The organism is Pantoea sp. Morm (assembly GCF_016643525.1).
Taxonomy (GTDB): domain Bacteria; phylum Pseudomonadota; class Gammaproteobacteria; order Enterobacterales; family Enterobacteriaceae; genus Pantoea; species Pantoea dispersa.
On sequence record NZ_VOQX01000043.1, the window covers coordinates 25839 to 42156 of the forward strand.

General features: G+C 59.3%; 15 protein-coding genes. 6 read left to right on the forward strand and 9 right to left on the reverse strand.

All coding sequences use genetic code 11. The features are described from left to right. Positions 1–3 precede the first annotated feature (3 nt). Positions 4–1104 (forward strand): LPS export ABC transporter permease LptF, encoded by a 1101-nt coding sequence (lptF, locus tag FT726_RS15755; protein ID WP_031279533.1) that lies wholly within the window; start codon positions 4–6, stop codon positions 1102–1104. Further along, positions 1104–2180 carry an LPS export ABC transporter permease LptG gene (lptG, locus tag FT726_RS15760; protein ID WP_021506721.1) on the forward strand — a complete coding sequence of 359 codons (1077 nt, stop codon included), beginning with the start codon at positions 1104–1106 and terminating at the stop codon, positions 2178–2180. Before lptF ends, lptG begins: the two co-directional genes overlap by 1 nt. Before the next feature lie 115 nt (positions 2181–2295). Here the strand turns inward: lptG and FT726_RS15765 are convergent, their stop codons facing one another. From FT726_RS15765 to FT726_RS15775, 3 genes are all read right to left on the reverse strand, one after another. Continuing rightward, positions 2296–3573, reverse strand: a complete 1278-nt coding sequence (locus FT726_RS15765; protein ID WP_058757214.1) for a DUF445 domain-containing protein — start codon at positions 3571–3573, stop codon at positions 2296–2298. A gap of 23 nt (positions 3574–3596) precedes the next feature. Then, positions 3597–5099, reverse strand: coding sequence for a helicase HerA-like C-terminal domain-containing protein (locus FT726_RS15770; protein WP_288421086.1), 1503 nt, complete (start codon positions 5097–5099; stop codon positions 3597–3599). Positions 5100–5269: 170 nt separating this feature from the next. After that, on the reverse strand, positions 5270–6844 hold the full coding sequence (locus FT726_RS15775) for an ABC transporter substrate-binding protein (protein WP_374710413.1): 1575 nt from the start codon (positions 6842–6844) through the stop codon (positions 5270–5272). 525 nt (positions 6845–7369) lie between these two features. Here FT726_RS15775 and FT726_RS15780 point away from each other — a divergent pair. From FT726_RS15780 to FT726_RS15790, 3 genes are read left to right on the forward strand one after another with little or no spacing between them, the layout of a single operon-like run. Then, a complete protein-coding gene (locus FT726_RS15780) occupies positions 7370–8101 on the forward strand; it encodes a gluconate 2-dehydrogenase subunit 3 family protein (protein WP_031279537.1) in 732 nt (243 codons plus the stop codon). Positions 8102–8133: 32 nt separating this feature from the next. Then, entirely contained in the window at positions 8134–9903 is a 1770-nt protein-coding gene (locus FT726_RS15785) for a GMC family oxidoreductase (protein WP_346303055.1), read from the forward strand. A gap of 4 nt (positions 9904–9907) precedes the next feature. Next, complete coding sequence (locus tag FT726_RS15790) at positions 9908–11158, forward strand: cytochrome c (RefSeq protein WP_288421090.1); 1251 nt, start codon at positions 9908–9910, stop codon at positions 11156–11158. Between the two features lie 112 nt (positions 11159–11270). On the opposite strand, the gene FT726_RS15795 is transcribed toward FT726_RS15790, so the two are convergent. The 5 genes from FT726_RS15795 to FT726_RS15815 form a co-directional block, all read right to left on the reverse strand. Beyond that, a complete protein-coding gene (locus FT726_RS15795; RefSeq protein WP_021506728.1) occupies positions 11271–11948 on the reverse strand; it encodes a MarC family NAAT transporter in 678 nt (225 codons plus the stop codon). Positions 11949–12213: 265 nt separating this feature from the next. Further along, entirely contained in the window at positions 12214–12849 is a 636-nt protein-coding gene (locus FT726_RS15800; protein WP_215800640.1) for a hypothetical protein, read from the reverse strand. A 95-nt stretch (positions 12850–12944) separates the two neighbouring features. Then, positions 12945–13424, reverse strand: coding sequence for a carboxymuconolactone decarboxylase family protein (locus FT726_RS15805; protein ID WP_288421094.1), 480 nt, complete (start codon positions 13422–13424; stop codon positions 12945–12947). A gap of 12 nt (positions 13425–13436) precedes the next feature. Next, positions 13437–14042, reverse strand: a complete 606-nt coding sequence (locus FT726_RS15810) for an NAD(P)H-dependent oxidoreductase (protein ID WP_346303056.1) — start codon at positions 14040–14042, stop codon at positions 13437–13439. Between the two features lie 11 nt (positions 14043–14053). Further along, positions 14054–14479, reverse strand: coding sequence for a GNAT family N-acetyltransferase (locus tag FT726_RS15815; RefSeq protein WP_059011143.1), 426 nt, complete (start codon positions 14477–14479; stop codon positions 14054–14056). Between the two features lie 120 nt (positions 14480–14599). On the opposite strand from FT726_RS15815, the gene FT726_RS15820 reads away from it, so the two are divergent. Continuing rightward, the gene (locus tag FT726_RS15820) at positions 14600–15979 is read left to right on the forward strand and encodes a PLP-dependent aminotransferase family protein (protein ID WP_215800643.1); all 1380 of its coding nucleotides are present in this window, start codon (positions 14600–14602) and stop codon (positions 15977–15979) included. Between the two features lie 109 nt (positions 15980–16088). Here FT726_RS15820 and FT726_RS15825 read toward each other — a convergent pair. Next, a partial coding sequence (locus tag FT726_RS15825; protein ID WP_346303057.1) for a DUF2501 domain-containing protein occupies positions 16089–16318 on the reverse strand: 230 nt, incomplete at its 5' end.

Below are 16318 nucleotides of genomic sequence, written 5' to 3' on the forward strand. Positions count from 1 at the left end.
AGCGTGATCATCATTAGATATCTGGTTCGGGAAACGCTCAAAAGCCAGCTGGCTATCCTGTTCATCCTGCTACTTATCTTCTTTTGCCAGAAGTTAGTCAGGATTTTGGGTGCGGCGGTGGATGGCGAAATCCCAACAAATCTGGTTCTGACATTGTTAGGACTTGGCGTGCCTGAAATGGCACAACTTATCCTGCCCCTAAGCTTGTTTCTGGCGATTTTAATGACCCTTGGGCGGCTGTACACCGAAAGTGAAATTACGGTGATGCACGCCTGCGGGCTGGGTAAAGGCGTCCTGATTAAAGCGGCGATGATCCTGATGCTGTTCACCTCGCTGGTGGCGGCGGTCAACGTGATCTGGCTTGGCCCGTGGTCCTCGCGCTATCAGGATGAAGTGACACAAAATGCCAAAGCCAACCCGGGAGCGGCTGCGCTGGCGGCGGGGCAGTTCCAGACCTCCAGCGACGGCAATACCGTGCTGTTCGTCGAAGACGTGAAAGGCAACAAGTTCGGCAGCGTGTTCCTGGCGCAGCTGCGGCCGAAGGGCAATGCACGGCCATCGGTGGTGCTGGCAGACAGCGGTCACATGGAGCAGCACAAAGATGGCTCGCAGACGGTGACGCTGGATAAAGGCACGCGCTTCGAAGGCACGGCATTGCTGCGTGACTTCCGCATAACCGACTTCGTCAATTATCAGGCGCTGGTGGGATACAAAGAGGCGGTGCTCGATCCTAACGATGCCGATCAGGCCGATATCAGCACGCTGATAAAAACCAAAACGCCGCAGTTCCAGGCGGAGCTGCACTGGCGTCTGACGCTGGTGTTCGCTGTGCTGGTGATGGCGCTGATGGTGGTGCCGCTCAGCGTGGTTAACCCGCGTCAGGGCCGCGTGCTGTCGATGCTGCCGGCAATGTTACTCTACCTGATCTTCTTCCTGCTGCAGAGCTCGCTGCGCTCCAACGCGGCGAAAGGCCGGTTTGATCCGGCGATCTGGATGTGGGTGGTCAACCTGGCGTATCTGGCGCTGGCGGTGGCGCTTAACGTATGGGATACCGTGCCGATGCGCCGTTTCCGCGCGCGCTTTAGCCGTGGAGGATCCGTGTGATGTTTAAGGTCCTTGACCGCTATATCGGCAAAACCATCTTCAACACCATCATGATGACGCTGTTCATGCTGGTGTCGCTGTCGGGCATCATTAAGTTTGTTGATCAGCTGCGTAAAACCGGGCAGGGCGCGTATACCGCGCTGGATGCCGGTTACTACACGCTGCTCAGCGTGCCGAAAGATATCGAGATCTTCTTCCCGATGGCGGCGCTGCTGGGCGCATTGCTGGGGCTGGGCACGCTGGCGCAGCGCAGCGAACTGGTGGTGATGCAGGCCTCCGGCTTTACCCGTCTGCAGGTGGCGCTGGCGGTAATGAAAACCGCGATTCCGCTGGTGCTGCTGACCATGGCGGTGGGCGAATTTGTCGCCCCGCAGGGCGAGCAGATGGCGCGTAACTACCGGGCGCAGCAGCTGTACGGCGGCTCGCTGGTTTCGACGCAAAACGGCCTGTGGGCGAAAGACGGCAACGATTTTATCTACATTGAGCGCATTAAAGGCGACAACGAGATCGACGGCGTCAGTATCTATCGCTTCACCGACCAGCGACGTCTGCTGAGCGTGCGCTATGCCGCCACCGCGGTCTGGAATAAAGATCGCAAACTGTGGGAGCTGTCGCAGGTGGATGAGTCGGACCTGAAAGACCCGAAGCAGATTACCGGTTCACAGAGCCTGAGCGGGGAATGGAAAACCAATCTGACGCCAGACAAGCTGGGCGTGGTGGCGCTGGACCCGGACGCGCTGTCGATCAGCGGTCTGTATAACTACAGCAAGTATCTCAAACAGAGCGGCCAGGAATCCGGGCGCTACCTGCTGAATATGTGGGGCAAAATCTTCCAGCCGCTGTCAGTGGCGGTGATGATGCTGATGGCGCTGTCGTTTATCTTTGGTCCGCTGAGAAGCGTATCGATGGGCGTGCGCGTGGTCACCGGCATCAGCTTTGGCTTCCTGTTCTACGTGCTGGATCAGATCTTCGGGCCGCTGAGTCTGGTGTACGGTTTACCGCCGGTGCTGGGCGCGATTCTGCCAAGCGGCGCGTTCTTCGCCATCAGTTTGTACCTGTTGCTGAAACGGCGGTAGTGAGGGTTGCAGGGGCGCGATTCAGGGCGCCCCTGTCATTCCCGCACCGTTACCGTAGGGTCGCCATTCATGGCGACCTTTTTTATTTATGCCAGCCAGGTCGATGCCCGCACCGTTAGCGCAACGTCTGCACCCAGCCCGGCAGCTGCGACAGCAAAAACAGCACCAGGCCAATGGTACCGCCCACCAGCGTGCCGTTGATGCGGATAAACTGCAAATCACGGCCAATGTTCAGCTCAATCTGTTGCGACATCTCGCGCGCATCCCAGCTCTTCACCGTATCGCTGATGTGACGGGTGAGAAACGCCGCAAACTCCGGCGCGACGCTGCGCGCAGCGTCTTCCAGATGCTGATTCATTGAGGTACGCAGTGCTTCATCGGCGGCGAGCGTTTCGCCCAGCCACAGCGCCGCCAGCCGCACCCGCTCCTGCACGCGCGAATCGTCACTGTTGAGGTCGCTCTTCAGCCAGCGGCGCAGGTCCTGCCACAGCTCGCCGATATAACGGTTAAACGACTCATCCTCTTTCAGCCAGTGTTTGATGGTCTCAGCGCGTTCAGCCATCTCCGGATCGCTTTTTAGTCGCTCTATCAGGCGCTGTACCGCGCGGTTAAAACCGAGGCGAAATTCGTGGCCCTGGTCGCGCGCCACTTCATCCAGAATCGAATCCACCGCGTTGGCGACCAGCTCGGCGCTATGTTCGCCGAGCCATTCGGTCGGCAGTACTTTGGCTTTGATCGGATGTTCGCGTTTCAGCCAGCGCACAATCTGCAGCGCGATAAACTCGCGCGTGCCGGGTTTGTGCAGCAGACGCAGCAGCTGTTGCACAGCAGCGTCCAGCAGCTCCTGATGGCGGTTGTTTTTGGTCAGGCTGTCCAGCAGCAGCGCGCTGGACTGGGTCAGATCAACCTTATCCAGTGCGCGATGCACTGCGCGGCGCAAAAAGCGCTGAATACGCTGATCGTCAGTGAGATCGAGGAAACCGCGCATCACCTGCAGCAGGTGGCGGCCAATGCGATCGGCATTGCCCGGCGTATTGAGCCACTGCGCCAGCAGCTGTGACGGATCGTGGCGGCGAATCAGTGCCAGCAGCGAATCGGTATCGAGAAACTTCTCCTGCACGAAGCGGCCAAGATTCTCGCCGATGCGATCTTTGTTGCGTGGAATAATTGCCGTATGGCGCGAGATGAACGGCACCGGCACGCGACGAAACAGCGCCACCACCGCAAACCAGTCGGCCAGCGCGCCGACCATCGCCGCTTCAGCAATCGCCTTCAGCCCCAGCACCCAGAACGTGGGCGGCAGAAACAGCGTCACGACAAAGGTCGCGGCGGCAATCAGCAGCAGCGACAGGGCCAGACGCTTGCTCCGTTTTAATTGTTGATATTTATCCATACCACGATCATAGCAGAGGGCGATTAACGGCGGCGTCCACCGAGCAGACTGCCCAGCACGCCGCGGATGATCTGATTGGTCACCTGGCGCGCCGCGCTTTTCGCCACGCTCTGCACTACGCCGTCGCGCTTGCCGCCGCGCGGCCCGGTGCTACCGAACAGAATCTCTTTCAGCCCACCCAGAATGCCGTCATCCACCGCCACGCTATTGCCTTTGCTGGGCGGCGCATCGGCCTGCTGCGGCGCGGCCTGCACGCCTTGCTGTAACATTTCGAACGCCGATTCGCGATCGACGGCACTGTCGTATTTGCCGTACAGCGGCGAATGGTTGATCAGGCTGTTGCGTTCATCAGGAGTGGCCGGCCCCATGCGCGAGCCCGGCGCGATCACCATGGCGCGCTGCACCATCGACGGGCTGCCTTTCTCATCGAGGAAGGAGATCAGCGCCTCGCCGGTGCCCAGCGCCTGAATCGCCTCCACGGTATTAAACGCCGGGTTGGCGCGCATCGTTTCGGCGGCGCTTTTCACCGCTTTCTGGTCTTTCGGCGTGAAGGCACGCAGCGCATGCTGCACGCGGTTACCCAGCTGACCCAGCACATTATCCGGAATGTCCGCCGGATTCTGCGTGACAAAGTACACGCCAACGCCTTTCGAGCGAATCAGGCGAATTACCTGTTCCACTTTCTCCAGCAGCACCGGCGGCGCGTCGTTAAACAGCAGATGCGCTTCGTCAAAGAAGAACACCATCTTCGGTTTGTCCAGATCGCCGGCTTCCGGCAGCTGTTCATACAGTTCCGCCAGCAGCCACAGCAGGCTGGTGGCGTAGAGTTTCGGCTGCTGATGAAGCTTTTCCGCCGCCAGGATATTGATGAAGCCTTTGCCGTCAGCGTCGCAGCGCATCCAGTCACGGATATCCAGCATCGGTTCACCAAAGAAGTGTTCTGCCCCTTGCTGCTCCAGCGCCAGCAGGCCGCGCTGAATGGCGCCCACCGAGGCGCTGCTGATATTGCCGTACTGCGTCTGAAATGCTTTGGCGTTGTCACCGATATATTGCGTCATGGCGCGCAAATCTTTGAAGTCCAGCAACAGCAGGCCCTGATCGTCGGCGATACGGAAGATAATTTGCAGCACGCCGGACTGCACCTCGTTGAGGCTGAGCAGCCGCGCCAGCAGCAGCGGGCCGAGATCGGACACCGTTGCGCGCACCGGATGGCCCTGCTGGCCGAAGATATCCCACAGCATCACCGGATTTTTCTGCGCCTGCCAGTCTGTGACACCAATCTTCGCCAGCCGCGCCAGCAGCTTTTCCGAGCCGTCGCCCGCGGCCGCAATGCCGGAAAGATCGCCTTTGACATCGGCCATAAACACCGGCACGCCGATGGCGGAGAAGGATTCTGCCAGCTTTTGCAGCGTCACGGTTTTACCGGTGCCGGTCGCACCGGTTATCAGTCCGTGACGGTTAGCCATGGCGGGCAGCAGATGCAGTTGAAGGTCAGGCGTCTGGGCGATCAGCAGTGGGGTAGTCATGATGTTTGCGCTCTCCGGCATTGCGTAATGACTCAAAGAATAGCAAGCGGTGCGCGGGAGAGAGAGGGATATTTGGGTGAAAAATAAGGGGAGTTCCGGTTGCTGCCCGCGCGATCGGCCCTTCTCCCGCGGGCGGGAGAAGGCTGGGATGAGGGGCAGCGCGCACCGACCTACCTCTTCTCTACCGCATCGAAAAACAGCAGGCTCACGCCGATGCCCTGCTGCACGTGGCTGACATTATTGCGCACCGCCACCTGCTGCGCGCCCTGCAGCATCACCACGAACGGCGAATCCTGCTGTACGCGCTGTTGCAGCGCGGTATACAGCGCGCGGCGCTGGCTGGCGTCGCTCTCACCGGCTGCGGTGCGCGTCTGCGCGCTCAGTTCGGGAATCTCCCAGCCAACGCGCCACGCCAGCGTTTTCGAGCCGCCCGGTACGTTATAGGCAAAGGCGCTGGCGTTGGTATTCGGATCCACATAGTCGGCGCCCCAGTAAATAAAGATCGACTGGAAATCACGTCCGCGCATTTTGCTCCACAGTTCCGATTCCGCCACCGGCTGCAGCTCAATCTGCACGTCGGCTTTGGCAAAGCTGGCCTGCAGCGCCTGCGCCACGTCGATGTACGGCGGCTGATTGATCACCGTCAGCGAGAATTTGCTGCCGGGCCTGATACCGCCCTGCGCCAGGATCGCTTTAGCTTTGGCTACATCGTAATGGAACGGCTGATTCTCCAGCGCGCCATCAAAGCCCTGCGGCAGGAAGCTCTGGTGAATACGGTACTGGCCTTTCAGCAGATCGCGTGAAATGGCATTGTAATCCACCAGCCAGCGCGCCGCCTGCCACAGCGCCGGGTTACCCAGCGCCGGCTGCGCTTTGTTTTGCGTATTAAATGCCAGGTAATAGACCAGGCTCGACGGGAAGGCTTCAATGCGCAGCTGCTGGTCGTTTTTCAGCGCATCGATCTGGTCCGGGCCCAACTGGTAAGCCACATCGACATCGCCCTGCTGAATCAGCAGGCGGCGTGCACCGGCATCGGCCACGCCTTTCAGCAGGATGCGTTTCAGCTGCGGCTGCGGGCTGGCGTGCGGATTTGCGCTCAGCACCAGCGCCTGCTGCGGCACATATTGCTGGATGCTGAATGCGCCGCTGCCCGCGGAGTGAGTGTGCAGCCAGCCGTTGCCGCTGTCGTTGGCGGTGATGTGCTGCTGCACGGTTTTGCTGTCCACCACCGAGGCCACCGGCGCGGTCAGCAGGCGCAGCGCCAGATCCTGACCAATTTGCGCCGGCCACTGAATCTCCAGCTGATGATCGTTCACAACCCGCAACTGGCTGGCGATGTTGTCCGCCGTCCAGCCAAACTCAGCGAGAATAAACGACGGGGCTTTATTGAGCTGCACCGCGCGCGTTAGCGAAAACACCACGTCCTGCGCGGTCACCGGGTTACCGCTGACGAAATGCGCATCCGGTTTCAGATTGAACACCAGGCTGTGCGGCGTGCTGCCGGGCTGCCATGAGGTGGCGAGCAGCGGCGCGAGTTTTTGTGGCGCATCGCGATCGGCCTCTACCAGCGTCTGATAAATGTTGCGCTGCACGCTGTTACTGACGGTCTCAAAACTTTCTGCCGGGTCGAAGCTGATAATGCCGTCGAGCGGCACGGCCACCACCAGCGTGTCTTTTGGCGTGGCGGCCTGCAGGGCAAAGGCGCTGCTGAATAAGGTGAAGAACAATAAGAGTGCTCGCATCATGATTATCCTGAGTAATTGATGCGACGACTTTATCGCTGTCGCGCTGCTGGCTAAATGCCGGTTTGTTCTGAGCTGTGCCGGAAATAACAATTAATACCGGCAATTAACTAATCGGTTATTTTGTGCGCGCGCTGTCATATTCAGGAAATAAACCGCTCAGACGTTGCGCATTGAGCCAATAAGCGGTTATTGATAAGAATAAGCTCTGGTATGGAAGTATGATTTTTTCTGATTAATTAAGCTGAGCGACTATTTCTCACGCCGATTTGTTTCAGTCATTTGCCCAGTCTCTGGCGCTAATCTCCTGGCATTTGTACGGTTAAAAGCGCAATTCCCGCTGCGAAAGCGCGTCCACAGCGCCTGGCGACTTTTCGTCAGGTTGATGGTTTCTCATCAAAACACATTTATAATTTAATGCTTACATCCTGAAATATCTGTATCCATAAGATTGCCAGCTTGTTTGCCGATTTATAAATCTATTAACAAAAATAATTCCCTTTCTTAGCAAGTGAGAGTCGTCGCGCCATGCTTTTAGAAAAACCGACCACCAGACGTAAGTTTTTACTTGGGTCGTTGCTGGCTTTGCCATTAAGCGACCTGGTTTTAAAAGGACTGACTGCAGCCCAGGCTGCGGAAATGGCAGCACCGGACCTTGCCGACTATAAACCGATCTTTTTTAGCGCTGAGGAGTGGCAATTTATTCTGGCCGCGACCGATCGCCTGATCCCCGCCGGTGGCAACGGCAAAGCGCCGGGTGCGCTGGAAACCAACGTGCCGATCTTCATTGACCAGCAGCTGCACAGCCCGGAGTTCGGCGCAGAGATCTACCTGCAGGGGCCGTTTGATGTGCACGCGCCCGCCACCATGGGCTATCAGATCCCGTTCACGCCGCAGCAGATGTATCGCACCGGCATCAAACTGGTGGAGCAGTGGACGCAGAGCACCTACCACAAAGCGTTCTCGCAGCTGACGCTGGCAGAGAAAGACGCGGTGCTGACCAAAGTGAATAAAAACGACGGTATCGACTTCGCCGCGCTGGGCGAACCGAACCTGAAAGCCTCGCAGTTCTTCAGCCAGCTGCTTTCCGATACCAAACACGGCTACCTCGCTGACCCGATGTACGGCGGCAACAAAGGCATGAAAGCCTGGATCGCCATCGGCTTCCCGGGCGCACGCGCCAGCTTCACCGAGTGGGTGAAGCAACACAACGTACCGTATCCGCTCGGACCGGTCAGCCTGATGGGCGAACGCGCCTGAATCCCCGTATTTGGTATGTGAGACAGAAAAACATGGCACAGATTACAAAGAAAGAAGTCGACGTCGTGGTGTGCGGCCTCGGCTGGGCCGGCTCGCTGATGAGTATTGAACTGGCAATGGCCGGACTGGACGTGCGCGCCCTTGAGCGCGGCGGCGAGCGCGACTACCCGGATTTCGCTTACCCGAAACCGGCCGATGAGTACGCCTATAACGTGCGCAACAAAGTGTTCGCCACGCCAAAAGAAGTGGCGGTCACCGTGCGTTACAACATGGACCAGACGGCGCTGCCAACCCGCAAATGGGGCGCGTTTGCTCCGGGTACTGGCGTCGGCGGCGCGGGCATGCACTGGACGGCGGTACTGATTCGCCCCACGCCCACCGATATCAAACTGAAAACCTACGTCGATCAGGCCTATAAGCCCGGCATCCTGCAGGATGACATGCGCGTGATGGACTTCCCGTTCACCTGGGATGAGATCGAGCCGTATTTCTACAAGTTTGAGTTGATTTGCGGCCAGTCGGGCACCACCGGCAACCTGCGCGGGCAAATTCTGGAAGGCGGCGATCCGTTTGAAGGCCCGCGTTCCGAGCCGTATCCGTTGCCGGCGCTGGACGATACGCTGAATAACGTGATGTTCAAAGAGGCGGCGAAGAAGCTGGGCTATCATCCGTTCCCGAACCCCTCAGCCTGCGTCTCACGCGCGTGGAAAAACCCGTACGGCAACCAGATCGCTCCCTGCAACTACTGCGGCTACTGCTCGAAATATCCGTGCCTGAACTACTCAAAAGCCTCACCGCAGACGGCAGTGATGGACGCGCTGAAGCGCATGCCGAACTTCTCCTATGAAGTGCACGCGGAAGTGTACAAAGTGGTGCTGCACGACGATGGCAAAACCGCGAAGGGCGTGCTCTATTTTGACGCTGACGGCAACGAAGTGTTCCAGCCGGCGAAGATTGTGGTGCTCTCCAGCTTCCAGCTGTACAACGTGCGCCTGATGCTGCTGTCCGGTATCGGCAAGCCCTACAACCCGATCACCGAAGAGGGCGTCGTCGGGCGTAACTATGCGTTCCTGTCCAACGGCGGCGCCACGCTGTTCTTCAAAGACAAAAACTTCAACGCCTTCGCCACCGCTGGCGCGACCGGTCAGATGTTTAATGACATCTCGCCTGGCAACTTCGACGGTCCGGGACTCGGCTTCCTCGGCGGCGCCAAAATCCACAGTTCGCAGGCAACCGGTACGCCAATTGGCACCGCGCTGCCGAAGGGCACACCGAGCTGGGGCATGGGGTACAAAGAGGGGCTGGAGCAGTGGTACAACCATTCGATGAAGATCAGTATTACCACCACCTGCCAGTCGTACCGCGATATCTATCTGGATCTGGATCCGCACTACACCGACCATCGCGGTCAGCCGCTGCTGCGCATGACCTTTAACTGGAAACAGAACGAGATCAAGCTGCAGCAGCACCTGAAAGGCATCGTTGGCGACATCGCCAAAGAGCTGAATCCGGACAGCATGAGCATGAGCTTCCTGCCGATGGGCGCTGACTTTGACCTGACCAAATACGTCTCTACCCACAACGTGGGCGGCGCGGTGATGGGCGACAACCCGAAAACCTCGGCGCTGAACAAGTACCTGCAAAGCTGGGATGTGCACAACGTGTTTGTGCCGGGCGGTAACGCCTTCCCGCAGAACTTCCAGGCGAACCCGACCGACACCATCGGCGCGATTACCCTGATGGCGGCGCAGGCTATTAAAGAGCGCTATTTGCAGAATCCCGGCCCACTGGTACAGGCATAAGTACATGAAATTAAAATCATTGTTAATCGCTCACGCGGTGCTGCTGGGCAGCTGTGCGGTGCAGGCGCAGGCAGCAGATGACGCATCATTGATTAAAAAGGGCGAGTATCTGGCGCGCCTTGGCGACTGTATGGCGTGCCATACCGTAGCCGGCAAAGCGGATTACGCCGGCGGACTGGCGATTGAGTCGAACCTCGGCACTATCTACTCCACCAACATCACGCCGGATAAACAGCACGGCATCGGCAACTACAGCGAGCAGCAGTTCTCGGACGCGGTGCGCAAAGGCGTGCTGCCGGACGGCTCGCGCCTTTACCCGGCGATGCCGTACCCGGATTACGCCAAAATCAGCGATGAAGACCTGCACGCGCTGTACGTCTACTTCATGCAGGGCGTGAAGCCGGACAGCGAACAGCCGCCGGAAACAAAGCTGAGCTTCCCGTTCAGCCAGCGCTGGGGCATGCGTTTCTGGAACTGGGCGTTTACTTCGGACAAACCGTTCCAGCCGATTGGCGGCGCGTCAGCGCAGGTTAATCGCGGTGCTTACATCGTGGAAAGCCTCGGCCACTGCGGCAGCTGCCACACGCCGCGCGGCCTCGGCATGAACGAGAAGGCGCTGGACAGCAGCGACGATCGCTTCCTCGCCGGCGGCAGCCTGAATAACTGGGAGGTGCCGTCGCTGCGCGGTGTGCCACGCTGGAGCGAGCAGGAGATTGTCGATTATCTGCAAACCGGACGTAACGATAAAGCCGCAGTGGGCGGCGAGATGACGTCAGTGGTGGAGCACTCCAGCTCGTACATGACGGATGCCGATCTGCAAGCAATTGCCGCTTACCTCAAGTTCCTCGGTGGCAATCCGCCGCTGCAGGCGTACGACGTGCAGGCGCAGCAGAAGACCGAAGCGAAGCTGACAGCGGCGAAGAATCTGAGCGAAGGCGAGCGTCTGTATCTCGACAACTGCGGTGCCTGTCACTTTGTCACCGGCAAAGGCGCACCGGGGATCTTCCCGGAGCTGGATCAGGCCACTATCGTCAATGCGCAGGACCCCAGCGGGTTGATTCACACCATTCTGGCCGGTGCGCAGCAGCCCTCAACGGAGAAAGCGCCGTCGACGCTGGCGATGCCGCCGTTTGCGTATCGTCTGACCGATGATGAAGTGGCGCAGCTGGCCACCTTTATTCGTCAGGGCTGGAGCAACCACGCGCCGGCAGTAACGAAAGAACAGGTAGCGGATGTGCGGAAAACGCTGCATTAAAACGTAGCGGCGCGATCTGGCGCGCTGTCCTGATGGCAATGCCCGGCGTCGCGTGATGGCGGGCATTGCGCGATGAATCGCGCCGCTACAGTACGGTGCGATTTTTTATTGTTTAATGAAAAGTGTGCGCCACTTCCAGCACGCCGTTGATGACAAACTGCACGCCCATACACACCAGTAAAAACCCCATCAGGCGCGAAATCGCTTCGATGCCGCCTTTGCCGACCAGCTTCATGATGGCGCCGGAGCTGCGCAGCGAAATCCATAAAATCACCGCCACCGCCAGGAACGTCAGCACCGGCGCGATGGCCACCACCCACGCGGGGAAATCGACGCCGGCTTTCACCGTCGAGGCCGAACTGATGATCATCGCTATGGTGCCCGGTCCTGCGGTGCTCGGCATTGCCAGCGGCACAAAGGCGATATTCACCGTTTCACGCGGGTCGTCGCTGGCGTCGAGTTCATCCAGCTTGTGTTTGGCCTCCACCGAATGCCCGACCGGTTTGGCGGGGAACAGCATGCGAAAGCCGATAAAGGCGACAATCAGCCCGCCGGCCATGCGCAGGCCGGGAATCGAGATGCCAAAGGTGTGCAGCACCGCGTTACCGGCGTACCAGGCGACCATCATAATCAGGAACACGTAGATCGACGCCTGCAGCGCCTGGCGATTGCGTTCCTGAAAGTTCATGTCACCCGCGAGGCCGAGAAACAGCGCCACGGTGGTTAACGGGTTAGCAAGCGGCAAAATCACCACCAGGCCGAGCCCAATGGCTTTGAACAGTTCCAGCATGATTTATTCCCTGGTTAATATCAGGCGCGCAGCTGCCAGCGCAACGGTCGCCATGAATGGCGACCCTACAGTATCCTGTGCACCGATTTTTTCGTAGGGTGCGCATTTATGCGCACCGCCATGGCCGCGTAACGCAATGAAAATCCTGTTGGTTACGCATTCATGCGCGCAGCTGCCAGCGCAACGGTCGCCATGAATGGCGACCCTACAGTACCCTGTGCACCGATTTTTCGTAGGGTGCGCATTTATGCGCACCTGGACAGCATCAATGCTTCGGCGTTTCCATCGCTTCCAGCAACTCGGGGAAAAAATCTTCCAGCAAATCCGGCGTCATCAGCTCGGGATAATGAATCAGATGCTCGCGAATGCGTTCATTCACGTCTGGCAGCAGGCGCTGGGCGGCGTCGCTGGCGCTGATTTTCTTCTGCTTCATCAGGCGCAGCACGTTATCCGGCAGGTTATCCTCATCTTCCTCACTCTCCACGCCTTCCAGATCGTCCAGCTCATCCAGCAACTCCATCAGCGCTTCAATCTGCGGCGTGCGTGACTGATACTCTGCCGGCTTCTCATTCTCCAGATAGCGCAGCAGCGCGCGCACCGGCGAGCCGTCCGGCGTGGCGGGCGGTTCACTGGCGAACCAGCTGAGCAGCGCATGCTGGCTCACCTGATGCACGTGATAACCGTTGTCCACCAGCTCATCGGCGAGGATATCGGCGGTGTCGTGCTCAATCAGGCAAATGTGGGTGCGACCCGGCGTGAACTGCTCCAGCCACTGATAAATCTCCTCAATCACGCTGTCGGCGTAATGAAACGTCTGGCTGAGGTAGCTCTCATCCGGCTGGTGAACGCAGATGCGAATCAGGTCGGGATCGAAGTAAATCGCAATGTTGATGCCTTTCATGCGCGGTGTCCTGTGTGGTGCAAAACCTCACTATAGCGTCAGGGCGCGCAGAAAAACATGCTATCGCCAGCAGCCGCAGCCACTGGCGATAAAAATTACCGCAAATCAGCACGATCCAGCCCGTAAGCGCTGTCGAGCGCGCCGGGTGCCATCTGCGACAGGATCATCAGCCGGTTCCAGGTATTGATCACCGCGATCTTAAAGGTCAGCTCGCTGATCTCCACCTCGGAGAAGTACCCGCGCAGCTCGCCGTACAGCGCCTCATCAACGCCGTGCTCGCCAATGCGCGTCAGCGCTTCAGTCAGGGCAAAGGCGGTTTTCTCGCGCGCGCTGAACAGCGGCGATTCACGCCAGATCGCCACATGGTGCAGCCGCAGCTCATGCTCGCCGTCAATCGCCGCCTGCTTGATGTGCATATCGAGGCAGAACGCGCAGTGGTTGAGCTGCGAGGCGCGGATATCCACCAGATGCCTGAGCGACTTCTCCAGCGACGTGCTGGCGACGCTATTCGACAGATCCGACATCGCTTTGGCCAGCGCCGGGGTGGTTTTGAAATGGTTAACGCGTTGAGTCATGATTTTCCTCCGTCAGAACAGACGTTCAATGGTTTCGAGTGCTTCAGGTAACGCGCGGGCACGGCTGAGCGGGTCGTGCGTGCCGTCGACGCGGATAAACTGCACATCGCTGATGCCGATGTACGCCAGCGCCGCGCGCACGTACGGCGTGAACTGGTCATCCTGCATAAAGGGCCCGTGGGCAAACACGCTGCCGCTGGCCATCACGCAGTAAACTTTTTTGCCGCTCACCAGCCCGATTTTGGTGCCTTCGGGGGTAAAGGTGAAGGTGCGGCCGGCGCGGGTAATATGGTCGAACCAGGCTTTAAGCACCGACGGCAGCCCGAGGTTCCACATCGGCGATGAGATAACCAGGGTGTCGCAGGCAAATAGCTGATCCACCAGCTGTTCCGAGGTGCGAATGGCGTTACGCTGCGCTTCATCACGCGCCTCCGGTGGGGTAAAAAAAGCCCTGATGGTGAAGGCATCCAGATGCGGCAGCGGCTGTTGCGCCAGATCCAGCACCGTCTCGTGCAGATCGTGATGGCGGCTGCGCAGCTTTTCGATCAGACGCGCTGAAGCGATGCGCGACGCCGATCCCGCCAGATCCGGGCTGACTTTAATGTGCAGCACATTCATGCAGTGGTTCCTCATACGATAGAGCGATAAAAATGCAGGCCGAGCGCCTGATAGCCGCAGCGCTGATAAAACGCCTGCGCCCGGGTATTACTGATTGCGGTATCCAGTACCATACGGTGGCATCCGTACTCCCGCGCCAGCACTGCTAAGCCGTCGAGCAGCGCGGCGCCGAAGCCCTGACCGCGCAGCGCGGGATCGCTCACCAGGTCATCGACGTAGCAGAAGCTGCCGTGGATAAAATTCTCCAGCAGGCGATAACCGGCCAGCACCGCTGGCTGTCCCTGATGTTCGATACCAGCGAGGCGATAACCCTGCGCCTGCTGACGCTGCGCCTGGGCGATAAACTGCGCCTCATCCGCCAGCCGCCCGCGCAGCGCACGCATCAGCGGGTAGCAGCGCGCGAGTTGTTCTGCGGTGGCGTAATGCACAATCTTCATGGCTGTCATCCGTATTGCAGGGGGAATGCCTGCATCTTAAACTGCTATGTCTGAGCGAACAGGGCCATTACGCGTGAAAACAGGTAGGACATAGCGCAGTGGCTGAGAAAGGAGTGACGCGTGGGTTACAAAGAGATTTACCAGCGCTTCCGGCAGCAGATTCTTGCCGGACAGCTCCGGCCGGGCGATCGCGTACCGGCGATTCGCGTGCTGGCGGGCGAGCTGCAGGTGGCGCGTAAAACGGTGGAGGCCGCCTATGAAATCCTCATCGGCGAAGGCTATTTTGTCAGCCAGGGCGCGAAAGGCACGCGCGTTAATCCACAGCTGAAGCTGGCGAGCGCAGCTACGCCACCGCGCGCACCGGCGACGACGCCCGCGCTGCTGCCGGTGACCGAGGGCAAAGGCGAGCTGCGGCTCGGCATCCCGGCGCTGGACGAGTTTCCGCATAAAAAGTGGCGGCTGATGTCGGCGAAAGCGGCGCGCAGCCTGCGGCCGGACGAGATGATGATACCGCCGGTGATGGGATATGCGCCGCTGCGGGCGGCTATCGCCAGCTACCTGAACATTTCGCGCGGCCTCAACTGCCAGCCGAAGCAGATCTTCATCACCAGCGGCTACCGTGCCAACCTGCGACTGATTCTGGCGGTGCTGGCGCAGCCGGGCGACAAAGTGCTGTTCGAAGATCCCGGCTACTTCTTTGGCCAGCAGTTGCTGAAGCGCATCGCACCCAACCTGCACTATGTGCCGGTGGATGGGCAGGGCGTCGACGTGGATTATCTGCTGCGCTATCACGCCGACGCGCGCTTTGCGGTAGTGACGCCAACGCACCAGAGCCCGCTGGCGGTCAGCCTGTCGCTGCCGCGCAAACATCAGCTGCTGGCGTGGGCGCAGCAGCATGACAGCTGGATTATTGAGGATGATTACGACGGCGAATTTCACTACACGCGTAAGGTGATTCCGGCGCTGAAAAGCCTGGATGCGCATGACCGGGTGATCTACACCGGCACCTTCAGCAAAACCATGATGCCGGCGATGCGCATCGGCTATCTGGTAATGCCGCAGCACACGCTGGCGCAGTTCGGCGAGCTGGGCGAGATTCTGGAAACCGGCCTGCCGCTGCTGCCGCAGAAGATCCTCGCGCAGTTTCTCAGCGAAGGGCATTTTTATCGTCACATCAAGAAGATGCGCATCCTGTATCAGCAGCGCCGCCGCATGATGCTGGAGGCCATCGAAGCCTGCTTTCCGGGGCTGTTTACCTTTGAGCTGACCGACGGCGGCATGCACATCGTGGCGTTTCTGCGGCGCGGCACGCAGGACGTGGCGCTGGCGACGCTGTGGGCGCAGCAGGCGTTGTACGTGCGGCCACTGTCGGGCTGGTACGCGCAGACGCAAAAGCGCTACGGCCTGGTGATTGGCTACACCAATATTCAGTCGTTTGAACAGGCGAGGGCGCTGCTGGCGCGCGTGGCGGATGCGACGCTGACGTTGTTGAGGGCTTAGCGGCTACGTGGCGAGAGAAGAGGGCGCGGGGGACAGCCCGCGCCGGCTGGCATAAGGTGAGCGGCGATTCAGACGGCAGGAAGGCGGCCCCTGAACCCGCGCGAAGGAATCACATGCCGATGTATTTTTTGCCCTGCTTCAGCACTACATCGCAGGCTTTGGTTTTCAGCTTCTCACCCATCGGCGAGTTGCTCAGGCTCTGCAGATTCAGCTGCTGACCGTTGCCGGTGTTCAGCAGGCCCTGCAGCCCCTGCTGGTAATCGGTTTTCTGCTGCTGCGCGGTGGTGCTGCTCAGGCCCAGCTTGCTCAGCACCTGATCTTTCACCGACTTCACGTTGT

Excerpts from the sequence above, each read along its gene's own strand:
- FT726_RS15785 (WP_346303055.1), top strand. The coding sequence starts at position 8,134 with ATGGCACAGATTACAAAGAAAGAAGTCGACGTCGTGGTGTGCGGCCTC.
- FT726_RS15765 (WP_058757214.1), bottom strand. The coding sequence starts at position 3,573 with ATGGATAAATATCAACAATTAAAACGGAGCAAGCGTCTGGCCCTGTCG.
- FT726_RS15795 (WP_021506728.1), bottom strand. The coding sequence starts at position 11,948 with ATGCTGGAACTGTTCAAAGCCATTGGGCTCGGCCTGGTGGTGATTTTG.
- FT726_RS15770 (WP_288421086.1), bottom strand. The coding sequence starts at position 5,099 with ATGACTACCCCACTGCTGATCGCCCAGACGCCTGACCTTCAACTGCAT.
- FT726_RS15815 (WP_059011143.1), bottom strand. The coding sequence starts at position 14,479 with ATGAAGATTGTGCATTACGCCACCGCAGAACAACTCGCGCGCTGCTAC.
- FT726_RS15790 (WP_288421090.1), top strand. The coding sequence starts at position 9,908 with ATGAAATTAAAATCATTGTTAATCGCTCACGCGGTGCTGCTGGGCAGC.
- FT726_RS15775 (WP_374710413.1), bottom strand. The coding sequence starts at position 6,844 with ATGATGCGAGCACTCTTATTGTTCTTCACCTTATTCAGCAGCGCCTTT.
- FT726_RS15805 (WP_288421094.1), bottom strand. The coding sequence starts at position 13,424 with ATGACTCAACGCGTTAACCATTTCAAAACCACCCCGGCGCTGGCCAAA.
- FT726_RS15810 (WP_346303056.1), bottom strand. The coding sequence starts at position 14,042 with ATGAATGTGCTGCACATTAAAGTCAGCCCGGATCTGGCGGGATCGGCG.
- FT726_RS15780 (WP_031279537.1), top strand. The coding sequence starts at position 7,370 with ATGCTTTTAGAAAAACCGACCACCAGACGTAAGTTTTTACTTGGGTCG.
- lptG (WP_021506721.1), top strand. The coding sequence starts at position 1,104 with ATGTTTAAGGTCCTTGACCGCTATATCGGCAAAACCATCTTCAACACC.
- FT726_RS15800 (WP_215800640.1), bottom strand. The coding sequence starts at position 12,849 with ATGAAAGGCATCAACATTGCGATTTACTTCGATCCCGACCTGATTCGC.